17 protein-coding genes and 1 tRNA gene are annotated in these 17,065 nt (G+C 71.3%); 10 read left to right on the top strand and 8 right to left on the bottom strand.

The genetic code is table 11. The annotated features are described in order from the left end of the window. The first annotated feature begins 33 nt into the window (after positions 1-33). Both ACFWBF_RS04580 and ACFWBF_RS04575 read left to right on the top strand, forming a co-directional pair. Complete coding sequence (locus tag ACFWBF_RS04580) at positions 34-1,347, top strand: adenylosuccinate synthase (protein ID WP_385595063.1); 1,314 nt, start codon at positions 34-36, stop codon at positions 1,345-1,347. 1 nt (position 1,348) lies between these two features. Next, on the top strand, positions 1,349-1,924 hold the full coding sequence (locus ACFWBF_RS04575; RefSeq protein WP_385595060.1) for a hypothetical protein: 576 nt from the start codon (positions 1,349-1,351) through the stop codon (positions 1,922-1,924). 62 nt (positions 1,925-1,986) lie between these two features. Here ACFWBF_RS04575 and ACFWBF_RS04570 read toward each other — a convergent pair whose 3' ends face one another. The 3 genes from ACFWBF_RS04570 to ACFWBF_RS04560 all read right to left on the bottom strand — a co-directional run bounded on the left by ACFWBF_RS04570 (position 1,987) and on the right by ACFWBF_RS04560 (position 4,710). Beyond that, the gene (locus ACFWBF_RS04570) at positions 1,987-3,480 is read right to left on the bottom strand and encodes a SulP family inorganic anion transporter (protein ID WP_385595265.1); all 1,494 of its coding nucleotides are present in this window, start codon (positions 3,478-3,480) and stop codon (positions 1,987-1,989) included. 102 nt (positions 3,481-3,582) lie between these two features. Beyond that, positions 3,583-3,656, bottom strand: a tRNA-Pro gene (locus tag ACFWBF_RS04565). 115 nt (positions 3,657-3,771) lie between these two features. Then, on the bottom strand, positions 3,772-4,710 hold the full coding sequence (locus tag ACFWBF_RS04560) for a metallophosphoesterase (RefSeq protein ID WP_385595057.1): 939 nt from the start codon (positions 4,708-4,710) through the stop codon (positions 3,772-3,774). A 67-nt stretch (positions 4,711-4,777) separates the two neighbouring features. Here ACFWBF_RS04560 and ACFWBF_RS04555 point away from each other — a divergent pair, with 67 nt between their 5' ends. Then, complete coding sequence (locus ACFWBF_RS04555) at positions 4,778-5,239, top strand: GatB/YqeY domain-containing protein (protein WP_385595054.1); 462 nt, start codon at positions 4,778-4,780, stop codon at positions 5,237-5,239. A 97-nt stretch (positions 5,240-5,336) separates the two neighbouring features. Here the strand turns inward: ACFWBF_RS04555 and ACFWBF_RS04550 are convergent, their stop codons facing one another. After that, positions 5,337-7,646, bottom strand: a complete 2,310-nt coding sequence (locus ACFWBF_RS04550) for a transglycosylase domain-containing protein (RefSeq protein WP_385595051.1) — start codon at positions 7,644-7,646, stop codon at positions 5,337-5,339. A gap of 386 nt (positions 7,647-8,032) precedes the next feature. On the opposite strand from ACFWBF_RS04550, the gene ACFWBF_RS04545 reads away from it, so the two are divergent. Then, positions 8,033-8,383 (top strand): WhiB family transcriptional regulator, encoded by a 351-nt coding sequence (locus tag ACFWBF_RS04545; RefSeq protein ID WP_385595262.1) that lies wholly within the window; start codon positions 8,033-8,035, stop codon positions 8,381-8,383. Between the two features lie 32 nt (positions 8,384-8,415). Here ACFWBF_RS04545 and ACFWBF_RS04540 read toward each other — a convergent pair whose 3' ends face one another. Continuing rightward, complete coding sequence (locus tag ACFWBF_RS04540) at positions 8,416-9,651, bottom strand: ArsA family ATPase (protein WP_385595048.1); 1,236 nt, start codon at positions 9,649-9,651, stop codon at positions 8,416-8,418. Further along, positions 9,648-10,628, bottom strand: coding sequence for an ArsA family ATPase (locus ACFWBF_RS04535; protein ID WP_385595258.1), 981 nt, complete (start codon positions 10,626-10,628; stop codon positions 9,648-9,650). The genes ACFWBF_RS04540 and ACFWBF_RS04535 overlap by 4 nt, the downstream gene beginning before the upstream one ends. Before the next feature lie 76 nt (positions 10,629-10,704). On the opposite strand from ACFWBF_RS04535, the gene ACFWBF_RS04530 reads away from it, so the two are divergent. From ACFWBF_RS04530 to ACFWBF_RS04515, 4 genes are all read left to right on the top strand, one after another. After that, complete coding sequence (locus tag ACFWBF_RS04530; RefSeq protein WP_007264966.1) at positions 10,705-10,866, top strand: DUF4177 domain-containing protein; 162 nt, start codon at positions 10,705-10,707, stop codon at positions 10,864-10,866. Further along, positions 10,863-11,336 (top strand): RidA family protein, encoded by a 474-nt coding sequence (locus ACFWBF_RS04525; RefSeq protein ID WP_385595045.1) that lies wholly within the window; start codon positions 10,863-10,865, stop codon positions 11,334-11,336. Before ACFWBF_RS04530 ends, ACFWBF_RS04525 begins: the two co-directional genes overlap by 4 nt. A 167-nt stretch (positions 11,337-11,503) precedes the next feature. Then, positions 11,504-12,412 (top strand): NUDIX hydrolase, encoded by a 909-nt coding sequence (locus ACFWBF_RS04520; protein ID WP_385595042.1) that lies wholly within the window; start codon positions 11,504-11,506, stop codon positions 12,410-12,412. Then, a complete protein-coding gene (locus tag ACFWBF_RS04515) occupies positions 12,409-13,257 on the top strand; it encodes an MBL fold metallo-hydrolase (RefSeq protein ID WP_385595039.1) in 849 nt (282 codons plus the stop codon). The genes ACFWBF_RS04520 and ACFWBF_RS04515 overlap by 4 nt, the downstream gene beginning before the upstream one ends. Positions 13,258-13,424: 167 nt before the next feature. Here ACFWBF_RS04515 and ACFWBF_RS04510 read toward each other — a convergent pair whose 3' ends face one another. Next, on the bottom strand, positions 13,425-14,228 hold the full coding sequence (locus ACFWBF_RS04510; protein WP_385595036.1) for a nucleotidyltransferase: 804 nt from the start codon (positions 14,226-14,228) through the stop codon (positions 13,425-13,427). A 157-nt stretch (positions 14,229-14,385) separates the two neighbouring features. Then, positions 14,386-15,060 carry a Crp/Fnr family transcriptional regulator gene (locus ACFWBF_RS04505; RefSeq protein WP_003981529.1) on the bottom strand — a complete coding sequence of 225 codons (675 nt, stop codon included), beginning with the start codon at positions 15,058-15,060 and terminating at the stop codon, positions 14,386-14,388. Positions 15,061-15,413: 353 nt separating this feature from the next. On the opposite strand from ACFWBF_RS04505, the gene nth reads away from it, so the two are divergent. Further along, positions 15,414-16,232 carry an endonuclease III gene (nth, locus tag ACFWBF_RS04500; protein ID WP_385595034.1) on the top strand — a complete coding sequence of 273 codons (819 nt, stop codon included), beginning with the start codon at positions 15,414-15,416 and terminating at the stop codon, positions 16,230-16,232. Between the two features lie 103 nt (positions 16,233-16,335). Beyond that, positions 16,336-17,052, top strand: coding sequence for an NUDIX hydrolase (locus ACFWBF_RS04495; RefSeq protein ID WP_385595031.1), 717 nt, complete (start codon positions 16,336-16,338; stop codon positions 17,050-17,052). The last annotated feature ends 13 nt before the right edge of the window (positions 17,053-17,065 follow it).

Here is a 17,065-nt window from a genome sequence, read left to right as displayed (position 1 = left end):
GCCGCACCCGAAAGCTGACTGAGGAGTTCCATCGTGCTACTGGCGGTCGTGGGCCTTAACTGGGGCGACGAAGGCAAGGGAAGGATGGTCGACAATCTCTCCGCGGATGCCGACTACGTGGTCCGCTACCACGGAGGCAGCAACGCGGGGCACACCATCCACACGGATCAGGGCAAGTTCAAACTGCACAGCCTGCCGAGCAGCGTGATGCGCCCCGAGGTCACCAGCATCCTGGGCCCCGGCATGACCGTGGACATCGAAGGCCTGCTGGCCGAGCTCGACGCGCTCGCCGAGCACGGCGTGGACCCCGAGCGCCTGCTGGTGTCCCACCAGGCCTCCGTCTGCTTCCCCTTCCACCGCGACCTGGACGCCGCCGAGGAGGAGCGCCTCTCGCACGGGCAGTACGGCTCCACCCGCAAGGGCATCTCCCCGGCGTACGGCGACCGCGTCATGAAGAAGACGCTGCTGGTCGGGGAGCTCTTCGACAAGGAGAGCCTGCCCGCCCGGCTGGCCTCCGTCGTGGACTGGGCGAACGAGCGGATCGAGAAGATCTACGGGGGCACCCCCCTGCTCCTCGCCGACGTCGAGCAGTGGGCCGCCGAGGTGCGCGAGCGCCTCGAACCCCACGTCGTGGACGTGACGCGGCTGCTGACCGAGGCCCTGGCCCAGGACGCCACCGTCCTCGCCGAGGGCCAGCTCGGCGCCCTGCGCGACCTCTACTTCGGCATCTACCCCTTCACCACCTCCTCGAACTGCCTGGCGGGGCACGCGCCCGTCGGCATGGGGATCCCGTGGGCGAAGGTGGACCGGACCGTCGGCGTCACCAAGGCGTTCTCCTCCTGCGTCGGGGCCGGCCCCTTCGTGACGGAGTTCGACGAGGAGCGCGCGGACCGGCTGCGTCGCCAGTGGGGCGAGTACGGGTCCACCACCAACCGCCCGCGCCGGCTCGGCGCGTTCGACGCGGTGGCGACCCGGTACGGGGCCCGGATGCAGGGCGCCGACGCGATCGCCATCACCAACCTGGACCAGCTCACCGGCACCGGCGAGCTCCAGGTGTGCTCGGGCTACGAGCGCGACGGCCGCCCGGTCGCCGAGTTCACCACCAGCCCGGCGGAGCTGGCCCGTATGAAGCCCGTGTACGAGACGTTCGCCGGCTGGGACGAGGACATCTCCGGGGCGCGGCGCTACGACGAGCTGCCCCGGGCGACCCGCGCGTACGTGGAGGGGATCCAGCGCCTGCTCGGCGTACCCGTGCGCTACGTGTCGGTCGGCTCCCACCGCGACGCGCTCATCGAAATCGAGACCGAGACCGGGACCGAGACCGAGACCGGGACCGAGGGGAACTGACGTGCTCGCCGTACTTGCCGTGAGTGACAAGCGGAACATCGACACGCTGGCCGCCGGGCTGCTGCGGCTGGGCTGGGACGTCGTGGCGACCGAGGGCACCCACCGCCTCCTGCGCGAGGCGGGGCACAAGGTCGGCCACGTGGCCGACCTCGCGGGCGCCCCCACCCTGCTGGGGGGCAGGGTCAAGACGCTGACCCTGTCGGTCATGGGCGGCATCCTCGCCCGCGACACCGAGTCCGACCTGGCGGAGATCGCCGAGTACGGGATCACCCGGGTGGACCTCGTCGCCTGCAACTACTACGTGCTCCCGCAGCTCGCGGCGGGCACGGACTTCGCCGGCTTCCGCGAGAAGATCGACGTCGGCGGCCCGGCCATGCTGCGGGGTGCGGCGAAGAACTGCGAGCACGTCATCCCGCTGAGCGACCCCGACGACTACGACTCCGTCGTGAAGCTCCTGGACGACGCCGAGGGCTCCCCCTCCGCGGTCGGCATGCCGCAGCGCCTGGCCCTGGCCGAGAAGGCCTTCGCCATCAGCGCCGCGTACGACGACTCGGTCCGCGCCCTCTTCCGCCCCTGACCCCTGGCTCCTGACCCCGTCGCCGACCTCGGGGCCCGCTTCCCTCGAAGCGGGCCCCGCTGTCAGTGTCCGGCGGAGAGCTTCCCGCTGAGGGTGCCGTGCAGGTGCGCGCTGTGTTCGTTCAGGCCGGTGATCTCGACGCTCTTGCCGCGCTGCCGGTACCTGGTCTCGACGACGTCGAGCGCCGCGACGGAGGACGCGTCCCAGATGTGCGCACCGGAGAGGTCGATGACGACCCTGTCCGGGTCTGCGGCGTAGTCGAACTGCCCGACGAGGTCGTTGGAGGAGGCGAAGAACAGCGCACCGCTGACCGAGTAGACCACCGTGCCCCCGTCGGGGTCGGTGACGGCGGTGACGTTCGCCAGGTGCGCGACCCGCTTGGCGAAGATGACCATCGCGGTGACCGACCCGGCGACGACGCCGACGGCGAGGTTGTGGGTGGCGACCACGCAGGCGACGGTCAGCACCATGACGGTGATCTCGCCGGCCGGCATGCGCCGCAGGGTCTTCGGGGCGACGGAGTGCCAGTCGAAGGTGGCGAAGCAGACCATCACCATGACGGCGACGAGCGCGGCCATCGGGATCCGGGAGACGACCGGCCCGAAGACGATGCACAGCACCATCAGGAAGACGCCCGCGAGGAAGGTCGACAGCCTGGTCCGGGCGCCGGACACCTTCACGTTGATCATCGTCTGGCCGATCATCGCGCAGCCGCCCATGCCGCCGAAGAATCCGGTGACGATGTTCGCGATGCCCTGGCCCACGGACTCGCGGGTCTTGCTGGAGCGGGTGTCGGTGATCTCGTCGACCAGCTTCGCCGTCATCAGCGACTCCATCAGGCCGACCACCGCCATGGCCGCGGCGTACGGGGCGATGAGCGTCAGGGTGTCCAGGGTGAACGGCACGTCCGGCAGACCCGGAACCGGCAGCGAGGACGGCAGCGCGCCCTTGTCCCCGACGGTCGGCACCGCGATGCCCGCGGCGACGGTGATCGCCGTGAGGATGACGATGGACACCAGCGGGGCCGGAACCGTCTTGGTGACCTTCGGGAAGAACACCATCAGCCCGAGCCCGCCGGCGATCAGCGGGTAGACGGCCCACGGCACGTTCCGCATTTCGGGGACCTGCGCCATGAAGACGAGGATGGCGAGGGAGTTGACGAAGCCGACCATCACCGAACGGGGTACGAACCGGATCAGCTTCGCCACCCCGAGCGCCCCGAGCACGATCTGGAAGGCGCCGGCGAGGATCACCGCAGCGATCAGGTAGCCCAGGCCGTGCTCGCGGTTGAGCGGCGCGATCACGAGCGCGACGGCCCCCGTGGCGGCGGAGATCATGGCCGGCCGCCCGCCGACGACGGAGATCACCACGGCCATGGTGAACGAGGCGAAGAGGCCGATGGCCGGGTCGACCCCGGCGATGATCGAGAAGGAGATCGCCTCGGGAACCAGCGCCAGTGCGACCACCAGACCGCCGAGCACCTCGGTCCGCAGCACCCGCGGCGACAGCCAGACCGGCGACGCCGGCCGGCGAAGGCTGCGCGGGCGCGGGGGTATGCCGACCAAGATCTTCTCCCAGGTGTTGTCCAACGACCCCCGCAGACGCAGGAAGGGCCTGATCCGCGATGCGGATCAGGCCCTTGACCTGGTCTTACGAAGTCGGGGTGGCGGGATTTGAACCCACGACCTCTTCGTCCCGAACGAAGCGCGCTGCCAAGCTGCGCTACACCCCGATCGCCGCCTTGCAGCGCTGCTGCCCTGGCGACATCGATTACTTTAGCGGACCGTCGGCCGGAGACGAAATCCGGTTTTCGGCGTGTGGCCCCAGGGGCCCCCGCCGCGCTCCCGTCACGCCTTGGGTGTCAGCGTCAGGAGTGTCGCCTCGGGCGGGCACGCGAACCGCACCGGGGTGAAGCGGTTGGTGCCGCAGCCCGCCGACACGTGCAGGTACGCGCGGTGGCCGGCGCTCTCGTGCGTCGACAGGCCCTTCACCCGTTCGGCGTCCAGGTCGCAGTTGGTCACCAGCGCCCCGTAGAAGGGGATGCACAACTGCCCGCCGTGCGTGTGCCCCGCGAGGATCAACGGGTAGCCGTCGGCCGTGAAGGACTCCAGCGTGCGCAGGTACGGGGCGTGCACGACGGCGATCGAGAAGTCCGCGCCGGTGTCCGGACCGCCCGCGACCTGCTCGTAGCGGTCGCGCTTGATGTGCGGGTCGTCCAGGCCGGTGAAGGCGAGGTCCAGCCCGTCCAGCTTGAGCCGCGCCCGTGTGTTGGTGAGGTTGTGCCAGCCCGCCGCGTCGAAGGCGTCGCGCATCTCCTCCCACGGGTTGTGGACGGCGCCGACGACCGGCTTGTTGCCGTTCAGCCCGTGCCGACCCTGCACCTTCTCGATCAGGTAGCGCCCGGGATTGCGCAGCCGCGGCCCGTAGTAGTCGTTCGACCCGAAGACGTACACCCCGGGGAACTCCATCAGCGGACCGAGGGCGTCCAGCACCTCGGGCACACCCTCCGTGTCGGAGAGGTTGTCGCCGGTGTTGACGACGAAGTCCGGGCGCAGGCCGGCCAGGGACTGTAGCCAGGCGCGCTTCTTGCGCTGCCCGCCGACCATGTGGATGTCCGAGACCTGCAGTACCCGCAGCGGGCGCATCCCCCGCGGGAGCACGGGCACCGTCACCCGGCGCAGGCGGAAGGACCGCGCCTCGAAACCGGCGGCATAGGCCACACCCGCGGCCCCCACCGCCGCGATGGAGGCGGTGACCTTCAGGGGTACTCCGTAACGCGCACGCATGCCCCCATCGTCGCAGACCGGGAAAACCGGCGGGCGCCACAGGCCCCGTACCTGGCAGACTCGGGGCATGACCACGCTCAAGGCCAAGCTCCAGGAAGACCTCACCGCCGCCATCAGGGCGCGTGACGAGCTGCACTCGTCCACGCTGCGACTGACCCTCTCCGCCATCACCAATGCGGAGGTCGCGGGCAAGGAGGCGCGCGTCCTCTCCGACGACGAGGTCCTCAAGGTGATCACCAAGGAGGCGAAGAAGCGCCGCGAGGCCGCGGAAGCCTTCGCCAAGGGCGGCCGTCCGGAGCAGGCCGCGCGGGAGACCGCGGAGGGCGAGTTCCTCGACACCTACCTGCCCAAGCAGCTCGGCGACGACGAGCTCGACGCGATCGTGGCGCAGGCCGTCGCGGAGGCCAGGGCCGCGGGCGCCGAGGGGCCGCGGGCCATCGGCGCCGTCATGAAGATCGTGGGCCCGAAGGTCGCCGGCCTGGCGGAGGGCGGCCGCATCGCCGCCTCCGTGAAGAAGGCCCTCACGTAGACGTCGGCCCCATCACTGGACGTCCAAGAGGGAGGGCCCCGCCGGATCCGATCCGGCGGGGCCCTCCCTGTTTCCTGCTGTTCGCGTTCCGCGCCCGCTAGTCGCGGCCGCCGATCAGGCCGGGCTCCAGGCTGATCCCGGGGAACGGGTTGCCCGGGTTGCCGCCGCCGGTGGCGCCGCCCGGGTTGCCGCCCGTGGCTCCGGCGACCGTCTGCCCGCCGGGGCGTCCGTCGCCGGGCTTGCCGTCGCCGCCCGGCTTCCCGGGCTTGCCGGTCTTGTTCGGGTTGGGGTTCGGGTTGGGCCGGCCGCCGCCGTTGCCGCCGCCGTTGCCGTTGCCCGACGGGGTGTCGGCGATGCTGACGGTGTTGAAGCCGGGCGCCTCGCGGCCCGAGAGCGCGCCCGAGATCGCCTGCTTCCAGATCGGGCCGGGCAGTCCGCCGCCGTAGACCTTCTCGTAGTACTGGCCGCCGATGGTGATGCGCTCCATCGAGACCTGCTTGGAGCCGCCCGAGCCGACCCAGGTCGCGCCGGCCATGTTCGGGGTGTATCCGACGAACCAGGCGTTGAAGCGGCTGTCGGTGGTGCCGGTCTTGCCCGCGTTCTGCCGGTCGGTCAGGCCCGCGGCCGTACCCGTACCGGAGTCGACCACGCCGAGCAGCAGCGTGTTGACGGTGTCGGCGGTCTTCTGCGACATCACGCGTTCGCAACTCGACTTGGGGACCGTCAGTGCCTTGCCGTGCGAGTCGGTGATGGACTCTATGGCGACGGGCGTGCAGTACACGCCCCGGTTGGCGAAGGTCGCGTACGCGTTGGCCATGGTCAGCGGGGACATGCCCTCGGTGCCGAGCGCGATGGCCGGGACCTCGGGCAGCTTGGTGCCGTCGGCGGGGATCACCCGGAGCTTGTTGGTCATCTGGGTCACGGGACAGATCCCGGTCTCCGAGATCATCTGCACGAAGTAGGTGTTGACCGACTTGGCCATCGCCTCCTTCATCCCGAACGCGCCGAACTCGTCCTCCGACTCGTTGGGCACCCGTGCGTGCTCCGTGTTGATCCACGGCTTGTCGCCGCAGGTCTGCACCGGGCTCGGGTACTCCATCTCCTGCGGGGTGGTGTACACCTGCGTCGCCGGCAGGCCGCGCTCCAGGGCGGACGCCGCGACGAACGGCTTGAAGGTCGAGCCGGTGGGGAAGCCGAAGTTCGACCCGCCCATCTGCTTGTCCACCGAGAAGTTGATCTGGGTCTCGTTCTTCCCGAAGCCGTACGGCTTGGACTGGCCCATCGCGAGGACCCGGCCGGTGCCCGGCTGGAGCAGGGTGACGGCGGTGGCGACCTTGTCGTCCTGGTCGACGTGGTCCTTGATCGACTCGTTCGTCGCGTCCTGCGACTGCGGGTCGAGGGTGGTGCGTACCGTCAGGCCGCCCTGGTTCCAGACCTTCGCCCGCTCCTCGCGCGTGTTGCCGAAGACCGGGTCGGTCAGGAAGGTGTTGCGGACGTAGTCGCAGAAGAAGCCCGCGCCCTTGACGGCGGTGATGCAGCCGTTCCTGGGCTTGGTCACCTTCAGCTGGACGGGCTTGGCCTTCGCGGCCTCGCCCTCGGCCTCGGTGATGTCCTTCATGTCGATCATCCGCTGGAGGACGGTGTTGCGGCGCTTCATCGCCTCCGCCGCGTCGTTCACCGGGTCGAACCGGCTCGGCGACTGCACGACTCCCGCCAGCAGCGCCGACTCCTCCAGGGTCAGGTCCTTGGCCGGCTTGCTGAAGTAGCGCTGCGCGGCGGATTCGATTCCGTACGCCTGCTGGCCGAAGTACGTGATGTTGAGGTAGTTCTCGAGGATCTTCTTCTTCCCGAGCTCCTCCTCGACCTGGATCGCGTACTTCAGTTCGCGGATCTTGCGGCCGAGGCTCTTCACCTGTGCTTCGCGCACCTTGGTCTCGTCGTCGCCCGCTTCTTCGACGAAGACGTTCTTCACGTACTGCTGCGTGAGCGTCGACGCGCCCTGCGCGGCGCCGCCCTCCTGCGCGTTCTGATTGACCGCGCGCAGGATGCCCTTGAGGTCGACCGCGCCGTGCTCGTAGAAACGAGAATCCTCGATCGCGACGATTGCCTTCTGCATGTACGGGGAGATGGCCGTGAGCGGAACCACCTGCCGGTCACGTGAATAGACGGTGGCGATCAAGCCACCCTCGGAGTCCAGAATCGTGGTGCGCTGGCTCAGCGGCGGCGTCTTGAGATTGGCCGGGATCTCGTCGAATCCCTCGACGGTTCCCTTGGCCGCGAGTCCCAGGGCGCCGGCGCCCGGGATCGCGATACCCGCAAGTACGACCCCGGAGAGAACGGACACCCCGAGGAACTTGGCGGCCTGCTGTGGCCCCGTGAGCCCGCCGCCCGAGCGCTTCTTTCCCATGGAGGGCAGCCTACGTTCTCATTCACCGGACACACGCGAATGCCTTGGCCTAAGCTGTCCCCAACTGTCACAGCAGTGCGGGGCGACATCAACCCCTCGGCTTGATTTTCACCCTTCCCGAATGGGTGGGACTCATGTCCGAATCTCGCCCCCTGCTGGCCGGGCGATCCGCCGATTCCACCCGAATTGCCGGAATGGTCGGGCATGTCGCCGGATCACTCCGTCGGGTGATCTGCCGCTTACCCATAGTCCGTTCGGACCATTCAAGACTGGGCCCGTCGGGGGTGTTGCACTGTGCCCACCTTCCGTAACGTCCTCAACTGGCAGCGGTGAATATGCCGCTACCGCCGTGGGGGAGCCTCGATTCGGGAGAGGACGGCGCCGGGATGGGCTGGGTTACCGACTGGAGTGCGCAGGCAGCCTGCCGCACTACCGATCCGGATGAACTGTTCGTTCAAGGAGCGGCACAGAACAGGGCCAAGGCGGTGTGCACCGGATGTCCGGTGCGGACCGAGTGCCTGGCCGACGCGCTCGACAATCGTGTCGAGTTCGGAGTATGGGGCGGAATGACCGAGCGGGAACGACGTGCGCTGTTGCGCCGGCGTCCCACCGTCACCTCGTGGCGGCGATTGCTCGAGACCGCCCGCACGGAGTACGAGCGCAGTACGGGCATCCTCACCGGGGATGTCGATGCGGAGATCGACGTTCCGTACGAGACGTACGCGGCGGCCGGGTAGATCACCCGGACGCGCACCTACGGTACGAACGCTCACGCTCCGGCCGGAACCCCGGCCGCGAGTCGCTCTCCGATGGCCCGCAGCCCGGCGAGGTCGTGTACATCGCCGGGCAGGGCGGCCACTTCGGCCACCGCCACCTCGGGGTGCAACGAGGTGAACCGATCGCGCGTGCGCTGTTCACGCGAGATCACCTGCATGCGCTCGGCATGCAGGCGCAACAGCCCTGCCGTGATCTCGTCCACGTCGGGGGAGCCGTCGTCGGCGAAGTCACGAAGTCCAGCTTTCCCGGACTCCTGATCGACAATGCCGCCTTCTTCAAGATTTTCTGCGGCCGCCAACGCCCGCTCCGCGGACAGCTGGTCGGCCCCGCTGCCGTGCACCCGGTTGAGCACCAGCCCGGCCAGCGGCATCCGCTCCGCGGCCAGCCGGTCCACGAAGTACGCCGCCTCGCGCAGGGCGTCCGGTTCGGGCGCCGCCACCACGAGGAAGGCCGTACCGGGAGCCTGCAGCAGCCGGAAGGTCGCGTCGGCGCGCGTGCGGAAACCGCCGAACATCGTGTCCATGGCGGCCACGAAGGTCTGCACGTCCTTCAGCAGCGAGGCGCCCATCAGCTTGCTGAGCGTGCCCGTCATCATCGACATGCCGACATTGAGGAACTTCATCCCCGCCCGGCCGCCCACCTTCGCCGGAGCCATCAGCACCCGGATGAACTTCCCGTCCAGGAACGACCCGAGGCGCTTCGGCGCGTCAAGGAAGTCCAGCGCGGACCGGCTCGGCGGCGTGTCCACGATGATCAGGTCCCAGTCGTCCCGGGCCCGCAGCTGGCCCAGCTTCTCCATCGCCATGTACTCCTGCGTGCCCGCGAAACCGGCCGACAGGGACTGGTAGAAGGGGTTGGCGAGGATGGCCTCGGCCCGCTCGCCGTCCGCGTGCGCCTCCACGATCTCGTCGAAGGTCCGCTTCATGTCCAGCATCATGGCGTGCAGTTCGCCGTCGCTCCCCACCCCCGCGACCCGGCGCGGGGTGTTGTCGAGCGAGTCGATCCCCATGGACTGGGCGAGCCTGCGCGCCGGGTCGATGGTGAGCACCACCGCCTTGCGCCCGCGCTCCGCCGCTCGTACCCCGAGGGCCGCCGCGGTGGTGGTCTTGCCGACCCCGCCCGCGCCGCAGCACACGATGATCCGCGTCCCGGGATCGTCCAGCAGCCGGTCGACCCCGAGCCGCGGCGGGTCTTCGAGTCCGGTCGCGCCCGGCACCCTCTCGGTCATGCGTCGCCCACCTGCTTCCGCAGCTCCGTGGCCAGCCCGTAGAGCCCGGCCAGATCCATCCCCGTGCCCAGCAGGGGGAGTTCGTACGCCGGCACGTCCAGCCCCTCCAGTACGGTGCGCTGCGCGCGCTCCAGCTCGACCCTGCTCGCGTGCTCGACGGCCTGGGTGAGCAGCGGGTCCACCAGCCGCTCGGCCAGCCCGCCGCGCCGGGCGCCGCCGAGGCCGGCCCGGGACAGCGCCTTGGCCACGTCGGCGCGGTGCTCGCCGGCCGCGGCGCGCAGGGCGTCCTCGTCGAGGTGGTGCGGCCGGACCATGTTCACGACGACCCGCCCCACGGGCAGCCCCGCCCCGCGCAGCTCCGCGATCCCGTCGGCGGTCTCCTGTACGGGCATCTCCTCGAGCAGCGTGACCAGGTGGACCGCGGTGTCGGGGGACTTCAGCACCTGCATGACGGACTGCGCCTGGTTGTGGATCGGCCCGAACCGGGCCAGCCCCGCCACCTCGTCGTTGACGTTCAGGAACCGGGTGATCCGCCCGGTCGGCGGGGCGTCCATGACCACGTGGTCGTAGACGTACCGGCCGGCCTTGTCCTTGCGCCGTACCGCCTCGCACGCCTTGCCGGTCAGCAGCACGTCCCGCAGCCCCGGCGCGATGGTCGTGGCGAAGTCGATGGCGCCGAGCTTCTTGAGCGCGCGGCCGGCCGAGCCGAGCTTGTAGAACATCTGGAGGTAGTCGAGCAGCGCCCGCTCCGCGTCGATGGCGAGCGCGAACACCTCACCGCCGCCCGAGGCGACGGCGATCTTCCGTTCCTCGTACGGGAGCGCCTCCGCACCGAAGAGCTGTGCGATCCCCTGCCTGCCCTCGACCTCCACCAGAAGAGTCCGCCTGCCCTCGCGTGCGAGGGCGAGCGCGAGTGCCGCGGCGACCGTGGTCTTGCCGGTGCCGCCCTTGCCGCTGACCACCTGGAGCCTGCTCACAGCGCCCGAGCCTAATTCCTCCGGGGCGACGGCGGTGGTGGCGGGGGCCCGCACGGCAGGCACTACGCTCGCTCCCATGACCAAGAAGTTCGAATACGCGACGGTCCCGCTGCTGGTCCACGCCACCAAGCAGATCCTGGACACCTGGGGCGAGGACGGCTGGGAGCTCGTCCAGGTCGTGCCCGGGCCGAACAACCCCGAGCAGCTGGTGGCCTACCTCAAGCGGGAGAAGGCATGAGCGGCGCCGTCGAAGCGAAGCTGGCCGAGCTCGGCCTGACCCTGCCCGAGGTCGTCCCGCCGCTGGCCGCGTACCAGCCGGCCGTGCGGTCGGGCGCGTACGTGTACACCGCGGGCCAGCTCCCGATGGTCAAGGGCAGCATGCCGGTCACCGGCAAGGTCGGCGCGGAGGTCTCGGCGGAGCAGGCCAAGGAGCTTGCGGCCGTGTGCGCGCTGAACGCCCTGGCCGCGGTGAAGTCGGTGATCGGCGATCTCGACAAGATCGCGCGTGTCGTGAAGGTCGTCGGCTTCGTCGCCTCGGCCCCCGACTTCACGGGCCAGCCGGGCGTGCTGAACGGCGCGAGCGAGCTGCTGGGCCAGGTGCTCGGCGAGAAGGGCGTCCACGCCCGCAGCGCGGTCGGCGTGGCGGTTCTGCCGCTGGACGCCCCGGTCGAGGTCGAGCTCCAGGTCGAACTGACCCCGGACGCCTGACCTCCGACCGCTCGCGACATCCGGCCAAGAGGCGGCATCAGCCAAAAATCAGCCTCGCCGGCGTGTGAGGCGCGGGGTCTGGGGCGCAGCCCCAGGTCCCCCGCCGCGCGGGGACTGCGCCGCCGGGGGCCCTCGAACATCGGGCCGGATGGCCGTAGCATCCGGCCATGCCGAATGGTCAGGAACGCCAGCCGCCCCAGGACCCCGCCACCCCCGGAGGGCAGTGGTACCCGCCGGAGTGGCCGGACCGCATCCGCGCGCTCGCCGACGGCACCCTCACCCCCGTCCCGCCCAGGCGCGCCGCGACCGTCATGCTGCTCCGCGACACGCCCGCCGGCCCCGCCGTGCACATGCTGCGCCGCCGCGCCTCCATGGCCTTCGCCGGCGGCGCGTACGCCTACCCCGGCGGCGGGGTCGACCCCCGCGACGAGGACCACCGCATCGGCTGGGCGGGCCCGAGCCTGGACGTCTGGGCCGCCCGCCTCGGCACCGACGCCGCGTCCGCCCAGGCGATCGTCTGCGGTGCCGTCCGCGAGACCTTCGAGGAGTCCGGCGTCCTGCTCGCCGGCGAGACCGCGGACACCGTCGTCGGCGACACCACCGCCGAGGACTGGGAGGCCGACCGCCGCTCCCTCGTCGCCCGCGAGCTGTCCTTCGCCGAGTTCCTCGACCGCCGCGGCCTCCTGCTGCGTTCCGACCTGCTCGGCGCGTGGGCCCGGTGGATCACCCCGGAGTTCGAGCCGCGCCGCTACGACACCTGGTTCTTCGTCGCCGCCCTCCCCGAGGGCCAGCGCACCCGCAACGCCTCCACCGAGGCCGACCGGACCGTCTGGATCCGCCCCGCGGACGCCGCCGCCGGCTACGACAAGGGCGAGCTGCTGATGATGCCGCCGACCATCTCCACCCTGCGCTCCCTGGAGCCGTACGCGGGCGCCTCCGACGCACTCGCCGCGGCCGCCGGGCAGGACCTGGCTCCCGTTCTCGCCCAGGCCGCGCTGGAGGACGGCGAGCTGGTGCTGAGCTGGCCGGGGCACGACGAGTTCACCAAGCGAGTGCGCCCGGGAGGCCCCGCATGACCGATGCCGCCGCCCTGCCGGGCCAGCCCCGCGGAGTGGTCGTCTCCGGGCCCGCCACCGCTCGCGCGGTCAACATCCTGGCCCCGAACGCCTCCGCGATGACCTTGGACGGCACCAACACCTGGCTGCTCTCCGAGCCGGGCTCCGACCTGGCCGTCGTCGTCGACCCCGGCCCGCTGGACGAGACGCACCTGCGTGCCGTCATCGCCGCCGCCGAGGAGGCCGGCAAGCGGGTCGCCCTGACCCTCCTCACCCACGGCCACCCCGACCATGCCGAGGGCGCCGCCCGCTTCGCCGAGCTGACCCGTACGAAGGTCCGCGCCCTCGACCCCGCCCTGCGCCTGGGCGACGAGGGACTGGCCGCCGGGGCCGTGATCCGCACCGGCGGTCTGGAACTGCGCGTGGTCTCCACCCCGGGCCACACCGCCGACTCGCTCTGCTTCCACCTGCCGGCCGACCGGGCCGTCCTGACCGGCGACACGATCCTGGGCCGCGGCACCACCGTCGTGGCCCACCCCGACGGGCGCCTCGGCGACTACCTCGACTCGCTGCGCCGGCTGCGCTCGCTCGCCGTCGACGACGGGGTCCACACGGTGCTCCCGGGCCACGGGCCCGTCTTGGACGACGCCCAGGGCGCGGTCGAGTTCTACCTGGCCCACCGCGCCCACCGCCTCGCCCAGGTGGAGACGGCGGTGGAGAACGGTTTCGCCACCCCCGAGGCGGTCGTCGCCCAGGTCTACGCGGACGTGGACCGCTCGCTGTGGCCGGCGGCGGAGTGGTCCGTACGGGCGCAGCTGGAGTACCTGCGCGAGCACGGCCTGATCCCCGGTGGCCCGGTGGAGTGACCCGGGGCAGTGCTGTGACCGGAAAGGTTCACCGCGTCGCGGCGCCCGGTACGGCACCTCGCCGTGTTGTCGGACCGCGCAAGTACGTCCAGTACGAGACGCGGTCCTCCGCCTTGCGATGCACCGCACCGGACACCGCGACCCGGCAAACCTTTCCGGCCACAGCACTAGCCCCGGGGCGTCTTCGTCCCGTGCCGGGCGGTGTACTCGTCCGCGAGCCACGGCCCGAGGTCCTCGGTGTACGCGTGCAGGACGGCCGGGTCGGCGACCGGCTCCAGTGCCACGGCGGCCGCGGCCCGCATCTGCGCGGCGCGCTCGGGGTAGTACGAGCCGAAGATCTCCGCGGACTCGGACAGATCGCTGGTCCAGCCGCCCCACCGGGGCATGACGAGGGTGAACCCGGTCCGCACCAGGCGCCGCGCGAAGGCCCGGCCGAGCGTGCGGTGCTCCTCGGGTGTCGCCGCGGCAGCCGCCCTGGCCCGCCAGCGCGGGAGCAGCGCGGCGAGGTCGCCGTTGGTCTCGCGGGCGAGGAGGCTGTCCGGACGGTACCGGGGCAGGTGCTCGGCCAGGTCGGCCCCGAGCAGCGGGGTGCACAGGCAGGCCAGGAACCAACCCAGGTCGTAACGTTCCTGCTCGCTCAGCAGACGGTCCTTGCCGTACAGCAAGACGCCCACTCCGTCGATCTCGGCGAAGTCCTGGCCGAGCCCGCGCCCCAGCACCTCCGCGGTGTCCCGGTCCTGGTCGCCGGGCTCGTGGTGCAGGGCGAGCAGCAGGTCGAGGTCGGACCGCCCGGGCCGGGCGGCGCCGCGCGGCAGGGACCCGTACAGGTACGCGCTGTGCAGCCGCCGCCCGTACGCCTCACCGATCCGCTCCCGTGCGGCCGCGACGACGGGCGCGAACTCCGGCTGGATCCGCCCGAGGGACCCCTCGCGCTCGAAGTACCCGTACGCGTCCAGCCCTCTGCGCTCCATGGGCCCACTGTGCCTGGCCGCCTGGCGAAAATCAGCCTCGCCGGCGTTCGAGGCGCGGGGGTCCGGGGGCGGAGCCCCGCAGAGGTGCCGCGCCCGGACACGCGAAGGCCCCGCCCGGGGTACGGGCGGGGCCTTCACGAAGCCGAAGCCGAGGGCGTCAGCGCGACCGCTTGGCCAGCCGCTCCACGTCCAGCAGGATCACGGCACGGGCCTCCAGGCGGAGCCAGCCGCGCCCCGCGAAGTCGGCCAGGGCCTTGTTCACGGTCTCGCGCGACGCGCCGACGAGCTGGGCCAGCTCCTCCTGCGTCAGGTCGTGCACGACGTGGATGCCCTCCTCGGACTGCACGCCGAAGCGGCGCGACAGGTCCAGGAGCGCCCGGGCCACGCGGCCCGGCACGTCGGAGAAGACCAGGTCGGACATCTGGTCGTTGGTCTTGCGCAGGCGCCGGGCGACGGCGCGCAGCAGGGCGGTGGCCACCTCGGGCCGGGCGTTGAGCCACGGCTGGAGGTCGCCGTGGCCGAGGCCGAGCAGCTTGACCTCGGTGAGGGCGGTGGCGGTGGCGGTGCGCGGGCCCGGGTCGAAGAGCGACAGCTCGCCGATCAGCTCGCCGGGGCCGAGGACGGCAAGCATGTTCTCGCGGCCGTCGGGGGAGGTGCGGTGGAGCTTCACCTTCCCCTCGGTCACGACATACAGCCGGTCGCCGGGGTCGCCCTCGTGGAACAGGGCGTCACCGCGTGCGAGGGTCACCTCGCCCATGGAGGCGCGGAGCTCCGCGGCCTGCTCGTCATCGAGCGCCGCGAAGAGCGGGGCGCGCCGCAGAACGTCGTCCACGAGTCTCTCTCCTATGTCGACCAGCTCAGGGGACCGGTCTCCCATTTTGCCGGACGGCTCAAACAGTGCGATCAATCACTACTAAGGATGCCGGACGTACGCGTGTGCTGTGCGGTGAGAGACCAATCAGGGTGGTGTTACCTGAGGTCCGGGCGGGTGTCAGCGGCCGGCCTTAGGCTGGCCGGGTGTCCAACAAGCCGGTGAGAGCACAGGCCAAGGGGTCCGCGGGAGTAACGGCGGCCCATAATTCAGCCGTGGGCGAACAAGCCCCCGTGGAGGTGTCCGGGAAGGTGTCACCGCCGCCCGAGGGCAAAGGTTCAGCCAAGAAACCACCCGCGAAAGGCGCCGCGGCCATGGTGCCCGTCGGGGCTCCGGCCAAGGCGCCCAAGCCCGAATCCCGTCTGGCGATGATCCGCCGGGCCCGCCGCATCAACCGCGAACTGGCCGAGATCTATCCGTACGCCCATCCGGAGCTCGACTTCCGCAATCCCTTCGAGCTGCTGGTCGCCACCGTCCTGTCCGCGCAGACCACCGACCTGCGGGTGAACCAGACGACCCCGGCCCTCTTCGCCGCCTACCCGACCCCCGAGGACATGGCCGCGGCGGCCCCGGAGGCGCTGGAGGAGATCATCCGGCCGACCGGGTTCTTCCGGGCGAAGTCCAAGGCCCTGCTCGGCCTCTCGCAGGCCCTGCGCGACAACTTCGGCGGCGAGGTGCCGGGCCGGATCGAGGACCTGGTGACCCTGCCCGGAGTCGGCCGCAAGACGGCCAATGTCGTCCTCGGCAATGCCTTCGGAGTCCCGGGGATCACCGTGGACACCCACTTCGGGCGGCTGGTGCGCCGCTGGAAGTGGACCGAGCAGGAGGATCCGGAGAAGGTCGAGGCGGAGATCTGCGGGATCTTCCCGAAGAGCGAGTGGACGATGCTCTCGCACCGCGTCGTCTTCCACGGCCGCCGGATCTGCCATGCGCGCAAGCCCGCGTGCGGCGCCTGCGCGATCGCCCCGCTCTGCCCGGCGTACGGGGAGGGCGAAACCGACCCGGAGAAGGCGAAGAAGCTGCTGAAGTACGAGAAGGGCGGCCAGCCGGGCCAGCGCCTGAGCCCGCCCCCGGACTACCCGGGTCTCCCGGCCCCGCCGCTGGGCGGGCAGGCGGCGCCCCCACAGCCGTAGGCAGGGGCCGCAGGCCGCAAGCCGCAGGAACGAATCGGTACCCGGACCGCGTTTGGGCGGTGTGGGAGACGGTGTTGGCAGAAGAACGCGGACAGGGGTGCCTATGACGCGCGGTACGCAGGACGGGACCACGGCGGGAGCCCGGGAGGGCAGTGGTGTGGCCGTCACCAGCGACGGCCTGCCCGGCTGGCTCGACCCCGTCGTGGAGGCCGCGCGGACCGTCCGGCCGACCCAGCTCAGCCGGTTCCTGCCGCCCGAGGACGGCCGCGGCCGCCAGTCCGCCGTGCTGATCCTCTTCGGCGAGGGCCCCTGGGGTCCCGAGCTGCTGCTCATGGAACGCTCCGGGAGCCTGCGTTCGCACGCCGGCCAGACCTCCTTCCCCGGCGGCGCGCTCGACCCCGAGGACGGCGACCCGCACACCACCGGCCCGCTGCGCGCCGCGCTGCGCGAGGCCGAGGAGGAGACCGGCCTCGACCCGGCCGGCGTACAGCTCTTCGGGGTGCTGCCCCGCCTCTACATCCCGGTCAGCGAGTTCGTCGTGACCCCCGTCCTGGGCTGGTGGCGCGCCCCCAGCCCGTTCGGCGCCGTGGACCCGGCCGAGACGGCCCGCGTCTTCACGGTCCCGGTGGCCGATCTCACGGACCCCGAACACCGGGTCACCGTCGTCCACCCGGGCGGCTACCAGGGCCCGGCCTTCGCCGTGGAATCGGCTCTGGTCTGGGGCTTCACCGCCGGGGTGATCGACCGGATCCTGCACTTCGCCGGCTGGGAGCGTCCGTGGGACCGATCACGTCAGGTCCCGCTCGACTGGCGCGCATGAGACGGTGGCCCAC

This window comes from Streptomyces sp. NPDC060028 (assembly GCF_042736725.1).
Classification (GTDB): domain Bacteria; phylum Actinomycetota; class Actinomycetes; order Streptomycetales; family Streptomycetaceae; genus Streptomyces.
Note: the sequence above shows the minus strand (reverse complement) of the source record. Positions and strands in the feature narration are given on the sequence as shown.